This is a genomic window from Micromonospora sp. NBC_01739 (assembly GCF_035920385.1).
In the GTDB taxonomy this organism is placed as follows: Bacteria; Actinomycetota; Actinomycetes; order Mycobacteriales; family Micromonosporaceae; genus Micromonospora.
In genome coordinates, this window is sequence record NZ_CP109151.1 from 5,554,536 (window position 1) to 5,572,175 (window position 17,640).

A 17,640-nucleotide genomic window follows, 5' to 3' on the forward strand; every position below is an offset into this window, starting at 1 on the left:
CGCGGGTGTCGTCAAGGATCCACCTCCCGGCCGGCTGGGTGACTTTCGTCTTCACCGACATCGAGGGCTCCACCCGGCTGGCGCAGCTGCTCGGCCCGGGCTACCGGCCGGTGCTCGCCGAACACCGTCGGCTGCTGCGCCGGACCATCGCCGCCACCGAGGGGGCGGAGCTGCTGACCGAGGGCGATTCCTTCTTCCTGGCCTTCGACGACGCCAGCGCGGCCATCACCGCCTGCCTGACCGCCCAACGTGCCCTTCGGGAGCACGAGTGGCCGACCCCGGAGTCGGCGCCCCGGGTGCGGATGGGCCTGCACACCGGTTGGGCCGAGCCGCGCGACGGCGAGTACGCCAGCCCGGAGGTGCATCGGGCCGCGCGGGTGGCCGCCGCCGCGCACGGTGGACAGGTGCTCTGCTCGGCGGCGACCGCCCGGCACGCCGACCCGTTGCCGACCGGGGCATCCCTGCTGGACCTCGGGCTGCACCGGTTGCGGGGGTTCGACGACCGGGAACGCCTCTTCCAACTCGTCGCGCCCGGACTGGAGCGGCAGTTTCCCCGGCCGCGTACCGCCGACGCCGAGGCCCACAACCTGCCCGTCCAGGTGACCTCCTTCGTCGGCCGGCAGGCTGAGCGCGCCGACCTCCGTGAGCTTGTGGTGCGGCATCGGCTGGTCACCGTGCTGGGTGCCGGTGGTGGCGGTAAGACCCGGCTGGCCGTGGAGGTCGCCACCGACCTGGTCGATGAGTACCCGGACGGGGTCTGGTTCGTCGACATCGCCTCGGTCACCGACTCGGGGCTGGTGGCCTTCGCGATCGCCGCGGTGCTCGGGCTGCGTCCCGAGCCCGGACGCCCGATGATCGACACCCTGGTGGAGTACGCGGCCAACCGCCGGATGCTGATCGTGCTGGACACCTGCGACGCCCAGCCGTCGGCCTGCGCGGACGCGGTCACCCGGCTGCTGGCCGGTGGCAGTGGGGTGCGGGTGCTGGCCACCACCCGGGAACCCCTGGCCCTGCCCGGCGAGCTGGTGTGGCGGATCCCGCCGCTGTCGGTCGACCCGCCCGCGGACGGTTCCGAGAGCGACGCGGTCGCCCTGCTGCTGGACCGTACGGCGGCGGCCCGGGGCGGTCGACAGCCCGATCCGGCCGAGTCCGCCGACCTGCGTCGGGTGGTACGGCGGTTGGACGGCCTGCCGTTGGCCATAGAGCTGGCTGCGGCGCGGCTACGGGTGCTCTCGGTAGGGCAGCTCGCCGAACGCCTGGACGACGTGCTCGGCACCCTGGACGCCGGTCGGGACGACCCACCCCAGCCCTCGACCGCCGACACTCCGCGATCTTCGGGCGGGTCGACCGGCGACGAGCAGCCGGAGCTTTCGGTGCGTACGGCAGCCGAACGGCACCTGACCATGCAGGCCACCGTCACCTGGTCGTACCGGACCCTGGGCCCGCGGGCCGCGCGGCTGCTGCGTTGGTTGGCGGTGTTCGCCGGTCCGGTCGACCTGGAGACGGTGGAGTGGCTGCTCGGCGACGATCCACTGGACCCCCTCTCGGTCCTGGTGGACAAGTCCCTGGTCCTGGCCGAGCCGCACGCCTCGGGCTACACCTACCGGATGCTGGATCCGATCCGGGCGTACGCGGCCCGGCGGCTGGCCGAGGCCGGGGAGGAGCGGGACGCCCGCAACCGGCATGTGGCGTGGTCCGCGCACGCCCTCGAACAGGCCCATCTGGGCCCGGACGGGGAGCCGGTGACCCTGTCGTTGTACGCGCTGGATCCCCTGGCCGGGGAGGTGCGGGCCGCCCTGCGGTGGTGCGCCACCGGGGGCAGCGCCCGGATCGGGCTGCGGTTGGCCGGTGGCCTGGAACAGTGGTGGCGTGAGCGGGGGCTGGCGCGGGAGGGCCGACTCTGGCTGTTCCGCCTGTACGGCCGACTGGCGGAGACCGGCGAGGTGGTCCCGGAGGGAGAGCTGGCGGCGGCGTACCACCTGCATTCGCTGCATGCCGGCGCCGACGGCGAGTACGCCGAGGAACTGCGGTACTCCCAGCGGGCGGAGGCCGCTGCCCGGCAGGCCGGTGATGTCGGCCTGCTGGCCCGGGTGCTCGCCGGGCGGGCCGCGCCGCTGGTCGACCTGGGACAGTTCGCCGAGGCGGAGCGGATCTGTCGGGAGGTCATCGACTGGGCGCACGACCAGGGGGTGGACTCCGAGGCCTTGTTCGCGGTGTTCCGGCTGGCCGAGTTGCTGTGGCTGCGGGGTGAGCTGGACGAGGCGGCGGAACTGCTCGGGGCGGCCCGGCCGGTCGAGGCGGCCCGGCCGGTCGAGCGGGGGCGTCGCTCGGTGGACATGCTGCTCGGCATGGTCGCCTTGGCCCGGGGTGACCTGGTGGCGGCGCACGAGCACCTGCTGGCGGCGTTGCGGTCCCGGATGCACCACGGCTTCCACGGCCGCGCCTGCGACACCCTGAACGCCATCGCCGTACGGTGTGCTGTCGGGGGTGCGCCGCTGACCGCGGCCCGGCTGTTCGGTGCGGCCCAGGTGACCCGGGCGACCCTGCGGTCCACCCCCGGCATCTATGACGCCTACTGGATGCAAGAGCAGGCCGCGCTGCGTCGGATCCTCGGCGACACCGCCTTCGACGAGGCGTACGGCGAAGGCGCCGAGCTGGGCCTGGACGAGGCGGTGGCGCTGGCCCTCGGTGTCGAACATCCCGACCTGGCGGCCGACTCGGACCGGTTCGCCGGCCGAGGGGTGTCGTAGCGGGCCCTGTCAGTCCGCTGCCACCGCCGACTGACCCGTTCGCGGGCGCCCCACTGCGGGCCCGGCGACCGTGGCCGGCCGGGCCCGCGGTGGGCTGCGGTGGTCAGGATCGGGCGTATCGCTCGGCTTCGGCCTTCATCCGGGCGGCCCGGTCGATGTCGGCCTGGGACACCGCGGCAACCGAGCCGAAGACGGAAACCGCCTGGTAGTAGGTCCAGGCGAGGCTGGTGCAGGCCGGGCGGACGACGGAGTTGTAGGTGGCGCAGACCCGCTTCAGGTCCTCGTAGAAGGCGCTGTCCAGGCGGGACTTGTTGGCGCTGAACTGGCCGACCGCCTTGTAGTTGCGGTAGCCGAAGTCGTGCCGGAAGCAGGCGTTGGAGAACTTGAATCCCAGCGGGTTGTCCGGGCTGGACGAGCAGTAGTCCGTGGACCAGTCGAACTTGTACTCCGCCCAGGCGGCACGGTTCTGCCGGGCCGAGTTCCAGGCGTTGTAGCTGCTGGCGCTGGTCTGCGTCCAACTGGACAGCACGGACAGCTTCTGTGCCGGGGTCACGGCGGCGGCCGCCGGGGAGGCGGCGGCGACCACGGTGAGCAGCGCGAATACGCCCGAGGCGAGGAGGGTGGCGAGTCGTCTGGGCATTGGGGGAACCTCCGCTGGGGGTGGGGGGCGGTGGGGGTTACCGGCGAGTCACCGGCGTCATCAGTGTCGATCAATGCCTTGGCGGCTCGGTGTTACTCGCGGGAAATATTGATGACCGGTGCTGAAACAGACGAATCCCCGGGAGCCTGAGCTCCCGGGGATTGCGCCAGGTGGCGGCTAGTCGAAGAAACGGGCCAGGTGCGCGGGGGAGGGGGCGGGGTCGTCGGGCCCCAGGGGGGTCAGGTCCGCGAAGATGGAGGCGCCGTCCGTGCCGGCGTGCAGCGGATACCACCGGGGGGTGCCCGGCGGGCGCATCAGGCAGACCCCCTTGATCGTCTGTACGTCCAGCAGTCGCACATGGGTGGGGTCGGCGACCGCGTTCACATGCCCCCACCAGGGGCTCATCACATGCAGTACCCCGCCGGGGCGGAGCACCCGGTGGCACTCGTCCAGCAGCGGCAGGAAGTCGATCAGGTGCTCCAGGATGTGCACCGCGAACAGCACGTCCACGGAGTCGTCGGCCAGCGGGAGGGAACCCGACAGGTCGGCCACCGCATCCACCCCGGGCGCCGGGAAGATGTCCAACCCCAGATTGCCCGGCCACTGCTTGGTGGCCCCACACCCCAGGTCCACCACCACCGGGTCGCGCCCGCCCACCCGTACCCGGCACCAGATGCCGAATACCCCGGCCAGGCGGCCCACCTGGTCGCGTACCAGCCGTAGTTGGGCCGGGTCCGCCGCCTCCCCGGTCAGGTGGGCGACCCCCCGGTCGAAGCGGACCTCGACTCCCAGCGGGCGCAGCCGATCGTCGTGCCGGACCTGGTCCGTCCACGCCTCGGTGAGGAACTCGTCCACCGCCCGTAGCCGCTCGCCCGAGGGCGCAGTGCGTGCCAGTGCCACCATCCAGGCCACCTCCGGCGGCCCGTTACCCGGATAGCTGCCCGGTATGCGTCGGTTATCCCAGAAGATGCCTGGCGCCTCGGGTCAGGACTCCACGATCCGCCCGGCGGTAACCTCCAGCCGGCGGTCCAGGCGTACCGCGTCGAGCATCCGCCGATCGTGGGTCACCAGCAGCAAGGTGCCCGGGTAGCTGTCCAGGGCCGACTCCAACTGCTCGATGGCCGGCAGATCCAGATGGTTGGTCGGCTCGTCCAGCACCAGCAGGTTGACCCCCCGCCCCTGCAACAACGCCAAGGCGGCCCGGGTCCGCTCCCCGGGGGACAGGGTCGCGGCCGGACGCAACACATGCTGGGCCCGCAGCCCGAACTTGGCCAGCAGGGTCCGGGCATCGGCGGGGGACAGATCCGGTACGGCCGCCCGGAAGGCGTCCAACAGTGGCGCGTCCCCGAGGAACAGCCCCCGGGCCTGGTCCACCTCGCCGACCACCACCCCCGGGCCCAGAGCGGCCTGTCCGCAGGCCAGCGGCAGCCGGCCGAGCAGGGCACCCAGCAGGGTCGACTTGCCGGACCCGTTCGCCCCGGTCACCGCCACCCGGTCGGCCCAGTCGATCTGCAGGTTCACCGGGCCCAGGGTGAACTCGCCTCGGCGTACCACGGCGTCTCGGAGGGTGGCCACCACGGCGCCGGCGCGAGGTGCGGCGGCGATCTCCATCCGCAGTTCCCACTCCTTGCGGGGCTCCTCGACGACGTCCAGCCGTTCGATCAGCCGCTCCGTCTGCCGGGCCTTGGCGGCCTGCTTCTCGCTGGCCTCGGAGCGGAACTTCCGGCCGATCTTGTCGTTGTCGGTGGCCTTGCGCCGGGCGTTACGGACCCCCTTCTCCATCCACGACCGCTGGGTCCGGGCCCGTGCCTCCAGACCCGCCAGGGTGTCGGCGTACTCCTCGAACTCGGCGCGTGCCTGGCGGCGCGCCACCTCCCGCTCCTCCAGGTACGCCCCGTACCCGCCCCCGAACTGGTTCACCTGCTGCTGGTGCAGGTCCAACTCCAGCACCCGGGTCACCGTCCGGGACAGGAACTCCCGGTCGTGGCTGACCAGCACCGTGCCGGCCCGCAACCCGGTGACGAACTGCTCCAACCGGTGCAGGCCGGCCAGGTCCAGGTCGTTGGTGGGCTCGTCGAGCAGGAACACGTCGTACCGGCTGAGCAGCAGTGAGGCCAGCCCGGCGCGGGCCGCCTGCCCACCGGAGAGGCCGGTCATCTCCTGATCCAGGTCGACGGCGAGGCCCAACTCGGCCGCCACCTCCTCGGCCCGCTCGTCCAGATCCGCCCCGCCCAGTCCGAGCCAGCGCTCCAGGGCGTCCGCGTAGGCGTCGTCCGCCCCCGGCCTGCCGGCCGTCAGGGCCTCGGTCGCCGCGTCTAGGGCGGCCTGCGCGCCGGTCACCCCGGTACGCCGGGCCAGGAAGGCCCGTACCGTCTCGCCGGGTCGCCGCTCCGGCTCCTGGGGCAGATGCCCGATGCTCGCGCCGGGCGGGCTCACCGTGACGCTGCCGCCCTCCACCGGCAACAACCCGGCGAGGGTACGCAGCAGGGTCGACTTGCCTGCCCCGTTCGGCCCGACCAGGCCGATCACGTCCCCCGGGGCCACCACCAGGTCCAACCCGGTGAACAGGGTCCGGTCCCCGTGGCCGGCGGCAAGGTCCTTGACGATCAGCGTGGCGCTCACAAGGAGCCGAGCCTACCCGCGTACCCGTCGGCGGTCTGCGGATTAACCACCCCCTGGTTCCTCGTGCCGGCCGAGCGGCACGAGGCAGACTCAGGTCGTGCAGACCACTCTGGCGATCGACTGCGGTGGCGGTGGGATCAAGGCATCCGTCCTGGACAGCGCGGGCACCATGCGGGCGCAGCCGCTGCGGGTACCCACGCCGTACCCCCTGCCTCCAGAACTGTTCGTCAAGACCCTGCTGGAGCTGGGCGCCCGGCTGCCCTCGGCGGACCGGGTGACGGTCGGGATGCCCGGCATGATCCGGCACGGGGTGGTGGTGGCCACCCCGCACTACGTGACCCGCTCCGGCCCGCGTACCCGGGTGGACCCGGCCCTGCTCGCCGAATGGTCCGGGTACGACGCCCGCAGCGCCCTCGCCGATGCCTTCGGGCTGCCGACCCTGGTGCTCAACGACGCCGAGGTGCACGGTGCCGGGGTGGTCGCCGGCACCGGCTGCGAGCTGGTGCTGACCCTGGGCACCGGGCTGGGCAGCGCCCTGTTCGACGGCGGGGTGCTCGCCCCGCACCTGGAGCTGTCCCACGCCCCGGTGCGCTGGGGCACCACCTACGACACCTACATCGGCGAACCGGAACGCCGTCGGCTGGGCGACGCCTTCTGGTCCCGACGGATCCGCCAGGTGGTGGACGGGCTGCGCCCGGTGTTCCGCTGGGACCGGCTCTACCTGGGCGGCGGCAACTCCCGACTGATCCGCCCGGAACAGCTCGCCCGGATGGGCGACGACGTAGTCGTGGTACCCAACAGCGCCGGCATAGTCGGCGGGGTCCGCGCCTGGGACCTCAAGCTCCGGTGAAAGGAAGGGCACCTTATTAACGCCTCGTGTAGAGGAAGGGCCCCTGCTTAACACCGCTGCCTGCGCGGGGCGGGAGGAGCACGCGGGAACAGTCGCGGTCCGGCCGTTGTTGTGCGAGCGTCAGAACAGCGCTGCGACGGGAGAGGGTGGTCAAGATGGATCTTCTGGCCGAGTACCGACGGGCGAATCTGTTCTTCGAGTCGGGCGACCCCACCGGGGCGGCCCGACTGCTCGAACCGATCATCGAGGCCGAGCCGGACAACGCCGCCGTACGGCAACTGCTGGCCCGGGCGTACTTCCAGTCCGCCCAGCTCGGTCGCGCCGAGGAGCACCTGCGGGAACTGGTCGACCGCAACCCCAGCGACCACTACGCCCACCACGTCCTGGGCCGGACCCTGGAGCGACTGAACCGGCACTCCGACGCGCTGCGCCACCTGCGCATCGCAGCGGCCATGCACGGCGCCAACGACGACTACCGGACCGCCCTGCGCCGGGTCGAGACCCGGCTGGGGACCAGCGCCCGCTGACCATCGGAACCCTCGAAGGGGCAGCCCACCCGGGCTGCCCCTTCGAGGGTTCCGGCCCCGGCAACCACCCTGCCTACCATGGGCACATGGGAGCCGACCGGACGGTGGACGCGCCATGAAGCTGAAGCTGGACCTGCACGACATCTTCAACAAGGGTCACGACATCGACCGGGCGCTGCGCGGGATCATGGACGAGGCGGTCGCGAAGAAGGCCACCCTGGTCGAGATCATCCCCGGCAAGGGCTCCGGCCAGCTCAAGAAGCGGGTGCTGCGCTTCCTGGACCAGAAGGACGTCAAGCAGCTCTACCACCGGGTAGAGAAGGACTCCAAGAACTTCGGCCGCCTCTTCGTCCACTTCCGCTGGAAGTAAGACCCCCACCCTCCCCGCCTCTCCCACCCCACCCCGCCGATCTTGCACTTTCGGTCGCCTTTCTGCGGAGTATGTCCGCTTTGCGGAGACCAAAAGTGCAAGATCGCCGGGGAGGGAGAGGGGAGGGCGAGGGCTAGAGGGGGTAGGTGCGGGCTACGGCGAGCATTTCGGAGGTGTGGGAGCCGACCACGCCTACGTGGGGTGGGCGGGGGCGGAAGCCGGGGATCTGGTCCAGGCCGTCGCTGACGTCTTGGGCGCGCAGGGAGACCTGTGCCGCCCGGGGTTCTACGGTCAGGGTGATCTCGATGCCCTCCGGGGGCGGGGCGTGGAAGACCACCCCGAAGCCCCACCGGCCCTCGCGTGTCTCGATCGGCACCGGCCGGCCGGCCACTGTGGCGCTGCGAACCGTGGCCGTGGAGGTGTCGAGGTGCAGGGTGGCCAGGCGTACCTGTCGTTGGGGGGTCAGCCGCAGGCGCAGGGTGCGCTGCCCGGCCGTGCTGGTGTCGGCCAGCACCTCCAGCCGGGGTGCGGGCAGTGGGGCCGCCTGCGCCGGGCCGCCCAGCAGGTCGGTGTGGGCCAGGCCGGGGAAGTCGTCCGCGATGGAGACCGGCCCCTCGACGTACTGTGCGGTCCAGGGTTGGGGGTCGGTTTCGCGGCTGAGCCAGCGGGCCTGTCCGGTGTCGGCGTCCAGGGCGTACATCAGGTGGGTGGGGGTGGGGTGCGCGGCGTCGAACCGGTCGACGGCCAGCCCGACCCCGGCGAGCACGATCGCGGCCAGGGTGGCGGCCCCGGCGGGCAGCGCGCCGAGCCGCCGGGCCCGCAGGGCCACCAGGCCCCGCTGGCCGCCGGCCTCGGGGTGCAGCAGGTCCACCACCGGCAGGGCGGCCAGGCCGAGCAGGACCGCGAACAGTGCCGCGACACCCCCCATGGTCATGCCCAGCGCCGGGAACAGCAGCACCACCACGGGCAGCAGGACGACCACGGCGACCGCGCCGGCCAGGGTCACCGCGATGACCGGTACCGGGCCCTCGATGCGGGCGGCCACCGCGACCAGCCCGGCCAGGGCGCCGGCCAGGGCGGGCAGGGTCGCCAGGTACGCCCCACCGGGCACCAGCACCGCGAGCAGTACGCCGAGCAGCGCCAGCCAGCCCAGTCCACCGATGGCAAGGGCGGCGGGACCGACCCGTCGACGGGTCAGGGCGTACCAGGTGAACAGCACGGCGGCGGCCAGCGCCAGCACCGCCAGTCGATACCAGGTCGGCCGGTACGGGTCGAGCAGCATCGCGTAGCTGGGCCGGATGGCGGTGATCGCGGCCCAGAGCAACTGCGCGCCCAGCGGGGCTACCACGATCGGCACCAGCGCCAGCCCGAACCCGGCTGCCAGCCGGCCCCCGGTGACCCGACCTCGACGCCGGGCCAGCCAGGCCAGCACGATCACCCCGGCCAGCGCCAGCAGGGCCAGCGGCAGCACCAGCGGCCCGGGGTAGCGGGCCAGGCCGCCGGGGATCGGGAAGTAGGTGGCGTCGTGTCCGGCGTCCAGGTCGGTCAGGTCGATCCGACCGAATTCGCGGGCCATGGCTAGGGTGTTGGCGCCGTGGTGCTGGAGGCTGGCCCGGTCCATCGACCCGGGGGTGTCCAGCGGGGTGTGGTAGATCGCGCCCCCGTCCAGATAGGCCGAGTTCAGCCCGACGAAACCGTGGTCCAGGAAGGCCGTGAAGTCGGTGTCGTTGGGCAGGGCGCGGTAGACCTCCACGGCGAAGGAGGTGCCGACGGGATGCGGCGCGGCCCGACCGAAGACCTCCACCAGCGCGGCGTTCCGCGGCGAGGTCTCGAACATGATCACCGGCCCGGTGCGGCCCCGCGCCTCCAGGTTGAGCACCACCCCCTTCTCGGCGGCCAGCCGATGGTCGGCGGCGAAGGCGGAGGCCCCGCACAGGCAGGCCTCCTCCGCGTCGGTGAGCACGAAGACGACCTCGTTGCGCGGGGCCGGTCCGTTGGTCAGCGCCCGGGCCACCTCCAGGATGGCGGCCACCCCGGCCCCGTTGTCGTTGCCGCCCGGCCCGGTCTGCACGGCGTCGTAGTGGGCCACCAGGAACACCGTGCCGGTCGGGTCGGTGCCGGGCAGCCGGGCCACCACGTTGCGGACCCGGGCCAGGGTGGCGCCGGCGGCGGCTCCGCTGAGCTGACCGGCCTCCTCGGCGACGGTGTCCTGTACCTCCGGAGTCAGGCCCAGTTTGCGGAGTTCGGCCTCCAGGTAGGCGCGGACCTCGTCGTTGGCCGGGCTGCCGGCGACATGCGGCCCACCGGCGACGACAGCCAGATGGGCGTACGCCCGACCGGCGCTGAACTCCTCGGCCGGTGCGTCCGTGGGGCGGGGTGTCGGGGGGCGGATGTCGAGCAGGGCCAGGGTGCCGACGGCGGCCAGCGCGACCAGAGCCGCCAACGCGGCCAGCCCGCGGCGACGGGGTCGGGACAGGGCACGATCGGCAGCGGGGCTGGGGGGTGCGCCCACGGACGGCTCCTCGGGGGATGGGACCTGGGGGGTGCACATCATCCTCTATGCCACGCCAGGGCGCTCCGTCGTGTTGTGTGCGAACGTTGTCTAATACAGGATCAGCGGGGCACTCGGAAGGAGCCCGACATCACCAGCGAACTCCCGCCGGTCACGGCGGTGGCCCGGGCACACCGGGGGACCGGCACGACCGGTCCCTCCGTCGTGTCATGGCCGTACCCGCGAGGTGGCCTGGGAGGTAATCCCAACCTCCCGCCGGGGGAGCGGCTGCGGGTGCTGCTGGTAGAGGACGACGAGGGCGACGCCTTCCTGGTCGGTGAGCTGCTGGCCGAGACGAACTCCGGCATCGACCTGGTGGTCGCCACCAGTCTGCGCGAGGCCCGCCGCCGGATGACCGGGGTGGACTGCGTACTGCTGGATCTGGGTCTGCCGGACGCGCAGGGGCTGGACGGCCTGCGGCAGGTGTTGGAGATGTCCGGCAGCGCGGCCGTCTGTGTGTTGACCGGCCGCAGCGACGAGCACCTGGGCATCGTCGCGGTCGCCGAGGGGGCCCAGGACTACCTGGTCAAGGGCCAGGTCGACGGGGTGCTGCTGACCCGGGCCCTGCGGTACGCGGTGGAGCGTAAGCGCGCCGACGAGAACGCCCGCCGACTGCGCGAGGTGGAGCTGCGGCAGGCCGAGTCGGCCCGGTTGGAGCGGGGTCTGCTGCCCCAGCCACTGATGTCCACCGACAAGATCGCCGTGCACACCTTCTATCGGCCTGGCCGACACGCTGCCCTGATCGGTGGCGATTTCTTCGACGTTGTGCAGACCCGTCCGGATCGGGTCGACCTGATCGTCGGTGACGTGTGCGGGCACGGGGTGGACGAGGCGGCGCTCGGGGTCGAGTTGCGGGTGGCCTGGCGGGCCCTGATCCTGGCCGGGGTGCCGGACGACGAGGTACTGCCCGCCCTGGAGCAGGTGCTGATGAGCGAGCGCCGACTCCAGGAGATCTTCGCCACGGTCGCCACGGTGCGCCTGGACCTCGACGCCAACCGGGGCATCGTACGGCTGGCCGGTCATCCTCCGCCGGTCCTGCTCTCCGGAGGGCGGGTGGCCCCGGTGCCCGCACCGGGTGGCCTGCTGCTCGGGGTACGCCCACGGCGCCCGGTCGCCTTCGATCTGAAGTTCGACACCGAGGACTGGTCTCTGCTGATGTACACCGATGGTCTGATCGAGGGCCGGGTGGGCGAGGGCGACGAACGCCTCGACGTGCCCGGTCTGACCCGACTGTTGCAGGAGCCGGACGGCCGCCGCGTCGCCCTGCCCGAACTGCCGGCCTGGCTGGTCGGGCGGGCTGAGCAGCTCAACGGCGGCCCCTTCGCCGACGACGTGGCGATGCTGCTGGTCACCCGGGGCGGTGGCCGGTGAGCGTAGGGGTCAGCTGGTGGACGCTGCGCCGGCGGGTGCTGGCGCTGCTGGGTGTGGTCGGGGTGCTGCTGCTCAGTGTCGCGGTGGCCGAGGCGGTCGTGGCCTCCAAGAACCGCGAGTACACCGACGTGCTGCTGATGGAGGTCGGCCCGCTGCGGGTGCAGGGCCAGGAGATGCTCAACGCGCTGCTGGACCAGGAGACCGCCGTACGCGGGTACGCGGTGACGGCGGACCCTGAGGACCTGGCCCCGTACGAGCAGGGCCTGGCCCAGGAACGGGCCACCGCGCAGGAGATCCGGCAGCTGTCCGGCAAGTACCCCGAGATCGTGGCGGATCTGCAGGCGGTGGAGCAGCAGGCGGACGAGTGGCGGCGCGCGGTCGCCCAGCCGGTGATCGAGACCACCCGGACCAGCGGCACCGAAGCCGGTCAGGCCCTGCTGACCGACGAGACCCGGCAACGGTTCGACGAGGTACGGGGCGCGGTCGCCGCCCTCCAGGAGGAGATTCTCACCGCCCGGCAGGCCACCGCCCGCAACGTGGAGCAGACCGGCAACCTCCTGGTCATCCTGCTGATCGTCGCCGCCCTAGTGGTGGCCGTGGCGGGTATCGCCCTGCTGCTGGCGCTGGACCGGATGGTGCTGCGGCCGTTGACCGCCCTGGCCGGGCAGGTCAGGGAGGTCGTCACGGGCGACTACACCCATCGGATCGTCGGTGGCGGGCCGCCGGAGTTCCAGCGCCTCGGCGCGGATGTGGACGCCATGCGTCAGCGGATCGCGGCCGACCTGGCCGAGGTACGCGAGGCGCGGGAGCGGATCGAGTGGGTCAACACCCAGTTGCAGAAGCAGGCCGAGGAGTTGACCCGGTCCAACCGTGACCTGGAGCAGTTCGCCTACGTCGCCTCGCACGACCTGCAGGAGCCGCTGCGCAAGGTGGCCAGCTTCTGCCAGTTGCTGCAACGCCGGTACGCGGGCCGCCTCGACGAGCGGGCCGACCAGTACATCGCCTTCGCGGTGGACGGCGCCCAGCGGATGCAGCGGCTGATCAACGACCTGCTGGCCTTCTCCCGGATCGGTCGCCTCACCGCCGGGTTCACCGAGGTCAACATGAACAACCTGATGGCCGAGGTGGCCGCCCAGACCGAGCCGGCCCGGCAGTACGCCGACGCCGAGCTGACCTGGGACGACCTGCCGGTGATCCGGGGCGAGGAACCCCTGCTGACCAACCTGCTGGTGAACCTGGTCAGCAACTCGGTCAAGTTCCGCCGACCCGAGGTGCCGCCGAAGGTGCACATCTCAGCCCGCCTGGTCGGCGAGGAGTGGGAGATCAGCTGCCAGGACAACGGCATCGGCATCGAGCCGGAGTTCGCCGACAAGATCTTCGTGATCTTCCAGCGGCTGCACGCCAAGGACGCCTACCCCGGCACGGGCATCGGGCTGGCCATCGTCAAGAAGATCGTGGAATATCACGGGGGTCGGGTCTGGGTGGACACCGACGTACCCGAGGGCACGGCCATCCGTTTCACCCTGCCGGCCCGACCGGAGGATGTCACGGCCGCCCAGGCCGACCAGCCGGCCGGAGCGGTGGCGCCGGATTCGGACGCGGAAGGCCGCGACGGAGGCGAGCAGCCCGAGGGTGCGGGTACGGTCGGCGCGGACGCTGACCCGGATTCGGTTCCCGAGGCGGACGACCAGGCCGCCGGGGCGCAGCGGAGCGGGGTGGCCCGCCAGGGCGGCTCGCAGGAGGCCGTCGGCGGGGACGCCGGGTCGGGTAGCGGCGAAACAGGTGGGATGAAGGAGGCGGTGAGATGACCGCGCCAGCGGACGGCAACAGCCCGATCGAGGTGCTGCTCGTCGAGGACGACCCGGGCGACGTGCTGATGACGCGGGAGGCGTTCGAGGAGCACAAGCTGCGTAACCGGCTCAATGTCGTCTCCGACGGTGCCGAGGCCCTGGCCTACCTGCGCCGCGAGGGCCAGTACGCGGACGCCGTGCTGCCGGATCTGATCCTGCTCGACCTGAACCTGCCCCGCCGGGACGGCCGGGAGGTGCTGGAGGAGATCAAGAACGACGAGCAGTTCCGCCGCATCCCGGTGGTCGTGCTGACCACCTCCCAGGCCGACGAGGACATCCTGCGCAGCTACCAGTTGCACGCGAACGCCTACGTCACCAAGCCGGTGGACTTCGAGCGGTTCATCTCGGTGGTCCGACAGATCGACGAGTTCTTCGTCAGTGTGGTGAAACTGCCGCCGCGTGGCTGACACCCTGCTCGACGACGTCGCCGGACTGCTGCGGGAGACCGCGGACCGGATCGTACTGCCGTCCTTCCGTCATCTGGACGCCGCCGACGTGATCGAGAAGGCACCCGGTGAGCTGGTCACGGTCGCCGACCGTAGGGCCGAGGAGGCGATCACCGCCGGGCTGCGCCGGCTGCGGCCGAACTCGCTGGTGGTCGGCGAGGAGGCGGTGGCGGAGGATCCGGGCCTGCTGCGCCACCTGCGGTCGGAAGGGGAGGTGTGGCTGGTCGACCCGATCGACGGCACGGCCAACTTCGCGGCCGGTCAACGTCCCTTCGCTCTGATGATCTCGCTGCTCTCCGGCGGTGAGCCGGTGGCCGGCTGGATCTTCGATCCGCTGGCGGAGACCCTGGCCACGGGTTGGCTGGAGACCGGAGTCCACCTCGACGGTCGCCCGCTGCGTCTGCCGACCGAGGCGCCCCCGCTGGGCAGCCTGCGGGGCGCGGCGATGACCAGGTTCCTGCCGCCGGCCTCCCGGCGGACGGTCGAGGCCGGTGGCGCGCGGGTCGGTGAACTGCTGCCGGGTCAGCACTGCGCCGGCCGGGAATATCTGGACCTGCTGACCGGGGCCCAGCAGTTCGTGATCTTCTGGCGCACCCTGCCCTGGGACCACGGTCCGGGCACCCTGCTGGTGCGGGCCGCAGGCGGGGTGGCCCGCCGCTTCGACGGCGCGGACTATCACCCCGCCGACACCGAGCACGGCCTCCTGGTCGCCGTCAACGACCAGGTCTGGCACACAGTCCACGAAACCCTCCTCCCGATCTGACCTCCGTTGAGTTGATCAAGAAGTTTTGGTCTTCCGCAGCCCGGATCAAGACCAAAACTTCTTGATCAGCGAGGCATGAGGGCGGAGGGTGAGGTGGGGGTTGCGGTGGGTTGATGATTGACGGGTGTGGGGGTCGGGGGACTGGTCGGGGGTGCTGGTTCCGGTATTCTGACCGGCGGTTCATCGCCAGCAGGCCGCCGATCGGCGCCGGCGGGGACCGCCGCCGCGCAGTGGATCTCACCAAGGGGGGCCGGCGGACGACGAGAGGATGCTTTCGTGCGCAGGTCCATGCCCGTGCGGCGGCGCTCGCATCGAACGCTGATCGCCCTGCTCGCCGCCGTCATGATGTTGTTCGGCCTCGGCGCCGTGCCGGCGTACGCGGAGCCCAACGAGGGGGGCAGCAAGAAGCTGCGGGACACCCTGGAGGCCACCGCCAAGGCCCACATCGAGGCCAAGCGCAAGCTCGACGGCTCCAAGAAGCGCCAGAAGAAGATGGCCAAGGAGCTGTCCGAGCTGGAGGAGCGGCTGGCCGAGCTGAGCCTGATGGTCGGTGAGGTGGCCGCGCAGTCGTACCGGATCGGTCGGCTCAGCGCCGCCGCAGCCCTGCTGGACAGCGGCACCCCGGAGGCCTTCGTGCAGCGGGCCGCCAGCCTGGACATGATGGCCCAGCGGGACGGCCGTCGGGTCCGCGAGCTGGCCGAGGCCCGTGAGCAGACCCGCCAGGCCAAGCTGGCGATCAACGCCGAGGTGCGCGAGCAGACCAAGCAGCTAGCCGTGATCGCCAAGAAGAAGAAGGAGACCGAGGCGGCCCTGGCCGCGGTCAGTTCGGGCAGCAGCGGCGGCTTCAGCGGCGGCAACTCCACCTCGGCCAAGCCGGCACCACGCAACGCCAACGGCTCCTGGCCGTCGGAGTCCTGCTCGGTGAACGACCCGACCACCTCGGGCTGCATCACCCCGCGCACCCTGCACGCCCTGCAACAGACCCAGGCCGCCGGCTACAAGCGGTACGTCTCCTGCTACCGCAGCGGTGGCTCGGGCGAACACCCCAAGGGCCGGGCCTGCGACTTCTCCGCCGCCACCAACGGCTTCGAGGACCGCACGGCCACCGGCGGGGACAAGGCGTACGGGGACAGTCTGGCCGCCTGGCACGTACGCAACGCCGATCGGCTGGGTGTGCTGTACGTCATCTGGTACCGGCAGATCTGGCACCCGGGCACCGGTTGGCGGTCGTACGGCGGCAGTGGCAGTCCCGCCGCGGACCACACGAACCACGTTCATCTCTCGATGTACTGACCCGGGGCCGTCGCGACGCTGCGTACCATGCCCACGATGAACTCTCCATCGCCTGACCTCGCGGCACCGGCCGCCTCGGCCGATCCGACGACCCCACGGGCCCTGCCCAACGGGCTCGCCGCCTTCCTGGTCTTCTACTCCAGCGGCGCCGTCCTGGTGCTGGAGACCGCGGCGCTGCGCCTGGTCGGGCCGTACGTCGGGGTGACTCTTCAGGTGACCAGTTCGGTCATCGGCATCGCCCTGGCCGCGATCGCCTACGGGGCCTGGGCGGGGGGTTGGCTGGCCGACAAGCGCAATCCGCGTACCCTGCTGGCCCCTGCCCTGGTGCTCTCCGGCATCGCCACCGCGATCACCCTGCCGGCGGTGCGGTACGCCGGTGAGGTGCTCACCGGCGGCACGGCCGGGGCCATCCTGCTGCTGGTGGCGGTCGCCGTGTTCGCCCCGGCGATGCTGCTGTCGGCAGTCACCCCGCTGGTGGTCAAGCTGCAACTGGCCGACCTGCGCCGTACCGGTCAGGTGGTCGGTCGGCTCTCCGGCATCGGCACCCTGGGCGCGGTCACGGCGACTTTGGGCACCGGGTTCGTGCTGGTCGCCGCGCTGCCCAGCACGGTCATCCTGTTCGGGCTGGCCGCCTCCCTGGGGATCACCGGGATCGCCCTGGGGGTTTACCTGCACCGCCAGGACCGGGCCACCCTGCCCGGTCCGGCCCGGGTGAAGGCGGCGCTGGCGGTGCTCGGCCTGGTCGGTGCCGGGCTGACCATGGTCGCCCCGAATCCGTGTGACGTGGAGACGGCGTACCACTGCGCCAAGGTCGAGGCCGATCCCGGCCGGGAGAACGGACGCACCCTGCTGCTCAACTCGGCCCAGCACTCGTACGTGGATCTCGCCGACCCGACCTACCTCCAGTACGCCTACACCCGGTGGATCGGCGCGGTGGCGGACGTGATGGCCCCGGAGGGGCAGCGGCTGGACGCCCTGCACCTGGGCGGGGGCGGCTTCACCATGCCCCGCTACCTGACCGCCACCCGGCCCGGTACGGACAACCTGGTGTTCGAGATCGACGGCGGGCTGGTCGACCTGGGGGAGCGGCTGCTCGGCGTACGCCAGGGGCCGGACCTGCGGGCGGTGGTGGGTGACGCCCGGATGCTGGTGGCCAAGGAGGGCACCGACAGTCGGGACTTCGTGGTCGGGGACGCCTTCGGCCACCTGGTGGTGCCCTGGCATCTGGCCACCCGGGAGATGGCCGCGGACATCCGGCGGGTGACCCGGCCGGGTGGGGTGTACGTGCAGAACGTCATCGACTATCCGCCGCTGCGGTTCATCCGCAGCGAGGTGGCCACCGTGGCGGCCGAGTTCCCGCAGGTGGCCCTGATCGCCCCGCCGGAGGCCCTGGCCGGGGAGCAGGGGGCCAACTTCCTCATCGTCGCCTCCGACGCCCCGCTGCCGCTGGCCGCCATCCGGGCCCGGCTGGACGCCGCCAACGAGCCGGTCAGCCTGCTCAGCGGCGGGGATCTGACGGACTTCGTCGGGGAGGCCCTGGTGCTCACGGACGACTACGCCCCGGTGGATCAACTGCTGGCCACCGCCTGATCGGGTGAATCCGCGAC

Annotated in this window: 14 protein-coding genes; 10 read left to right on the forward strand and 4 right to left on the reverse strand. The window is 72.0% G+C overall.

Annotation, left to right across the window (positions count from 1 at the left end; translation table 11 throughout):
* Nucleotides 1-5: 5 nt before the first annotated feature.
* The gene (locus OIE53_RS25215; protein WP_327023955.1) at nt 6-2,750 is read left to right on the forward strand and encodes an ATP-binding protein; all 2,745 of its coding nucleotides are present in this window, start codon (nt 6-8) and stop codon (nt 2,748-2,750) included.
* Nucleotides 2,751-2,853: 103 nt separating this feature from the next.
* Here the strand turns inward: OIE53_RS25215 and OIE53_RS25220 are convergent, their stop codons facing one another.
* The 3 genes from OIE53_RS25220 to OIE53_RS25230 all read right to left on the reverse strand — a co-directional run bounded on the left by OIE53_RS25220 (nt 2,854) and on the right by OIE53_RS25230 (nt 6,012).
* Entirely contained in the window at nt 2,854-3,390 is a 537-nt protein-coding gene (locus OIE53_RS25220) for a phospholipase (protein ID WP_327023956.1), read from the reverse strand.
* Nucleotides 3,391-3,567: 177 nt separating this feature from the next.
* Nucleotides 3,568-4,293, reverse strand: a complete 726-nt coding sequence (locus tag OIE53_RS25225; protein ID WP_327023958.1) for a methyltransferase domain-containing protein — start codon at nt 4,291-4,293, stop codon at nt 3,568-3,570.
* A gap of 81 nt (nt 4,294-4,374) precedes the next feature.
* The gene (locus tag OIE53_RS25230; protein ID WP_327023959.1) at nt 4,375-6,012 is read right to left on the reverse strand and encodes an ABC-F family ATP-binding cassette domain-containing protein; all 1,638 of its coding nucleotides are present in this window, start codon (nt 6,010-6,012) and stop codon (nt 4,375-4,377) included.
* Between the two features lie 97 nt (nt 6,013-6,109).
* Here OIE53_RS25230 and OIE53_RS25235 point away from each other — a divergent pair, with 97 nt between their 5' ends.
* The 3 genes from OIE53_RS25235 to OIE53_RS25245 all read left to right on the forward strand — a co-directional run bounded on the left by OIE53_RS25235 (nt 6,110) and on the right by OIE53_RS25245 (nt 7,759).
* Nucleotides 6,110-6,862, forward strand: coding sequence for an ROK family protein (locus OIE53_RS25235; protein WP_327023960.1), 753 nt, complete (start codon nt 6,110-6,112; stop codon nt 6,860-6,862).
* Nucleotides 6,863-7,017: 155 nt separating this feature from the next.
* Nucleotides 7,018-7,389 carry a tetratricopeptide repeat protein gene (locus tag OIE53_RS25240; protein WP_327023961.1) on the forward strand — a complete coding sequence of 124 codons (372 nt, stop codon included), beginning with the start codon at nt 7,018-7,020 and terminating at the stop codon, nt 7,387-7,389.
* 115 nt (nt 7,390-7,504) lie between these two features.
* A complete protein-coding gene (locus OIE53_RS25245) occupies nt 7,505-7,759 on the forward strand; it encodes a Smr/MutS family protein (protein ID WP_013736060.1) in 255 nt (84 codons plus the stop codon).
* 133 nt (nt 7,760-7,892) lie between these two features.
* Here OIE53_RS25245 and OIE53_RS25250 read toward each other — a convergent pair whose 3' ends face one another.
* Nucleotides 7,893-10,271 carry a M28 family peptidase gene (locus tag OIE53_RS25250; RefSeq protein ID WP_327023963.1) on the reverse strand — a complete coding sequence of 793 codons (2,379 nt, stop codon included), beginning with the start codon at nt 10,269-10,271 and terminating at the stop codon, nt 7,893-7,895.
* A 273-nt stretch (nt 10,272-10,544) separates the two neighbouring features.
* Here OIE53_RS25250 and OIE53_RS25255 point away from each other — a divergent pair, with 273 nt between their 5' ends.
* From OIE53_RS25255 to OIE53_RS25280, 6 genes are all read left to right on the forward strand, one after another.
* On the forward strand, nt 10,545-11,681 hold the full coding sequence (locus tag OIE53_RS25255; RefSeq protein WP_327023964.1) for a PP2C family protein-serine/threonine phosphatase: 1,137 nt from the start codon (nt 10,545-10,547) through the stop codon (nt 11,679-11,681).
* A complete protein-coding gene (locus tag OIE53_RS25260) occupies nt 11,678-13,489 on the forward strand; it encodes a sensor histidine kinase (protein ID WP_327023965.1) in 1,812 nt (603 codons plus the stop codon). The genes OIE53_RS25255 and OIE53_RS25260 overlap by 4 nt, the downstream gene beginning before the upstream one ends.
* The gene (locus tag OIE53_RS25265; protein WP_013736029.1) at nt 13,486-13,938 is read left to right on the forward strand and encodes a response regulator; all 453 of its coding nucleotides are present in this window, start codon (nt 13,486-13,488) and stop codon (nt 13,936-13,938) included. Before OIE53_RS25260 ends, OIE53_RS25265 begins: the two co-directional genes overlap by 4 nt.
* Nucleotides 13,931-14,740 (forward strand): inositol monophosphatase family protein, encoded by an 810-nt coding sequence (locus OIE53_RS25270; RefSeq protein WP_327023966.1) that lies wholly within the window; start codon nt 13,931-13,933, stop codon nt 14,738-14,740. Before OIE53_RS25265 ends, OIE53_RS25270 begins: the two co-directional genes overlap by 8 nt.
* A gap of 288 nt (nt 14,741-15,028) precedes the next feature.
* Nucleotides 15,029-16,033 carry a coiled-coil domain-containing protein gene (locus tag OIE53_RS25275; protein WP_327027408.1) on the forward strand — a complete coding sequence of 335 codons (1,005 nt, stop codon included), beginning with the start codon at nt 15,029-15,031 and terminating at the stop codon, nt 16,031-16,033.
* 36 nt (nt 16,034-16,069) lie between these two features.
* Entirely contained in the window at nt 16,070-17,623 is a 1,554-nt protein-coding gene (locus tag OIE53_RS25280) for a fused MFS/spermidine synthase (protein WP_327023967.1), read from the forward strand.
* Nucleotides 17,624-17,640: the final 17 nt, after the last annotated feature.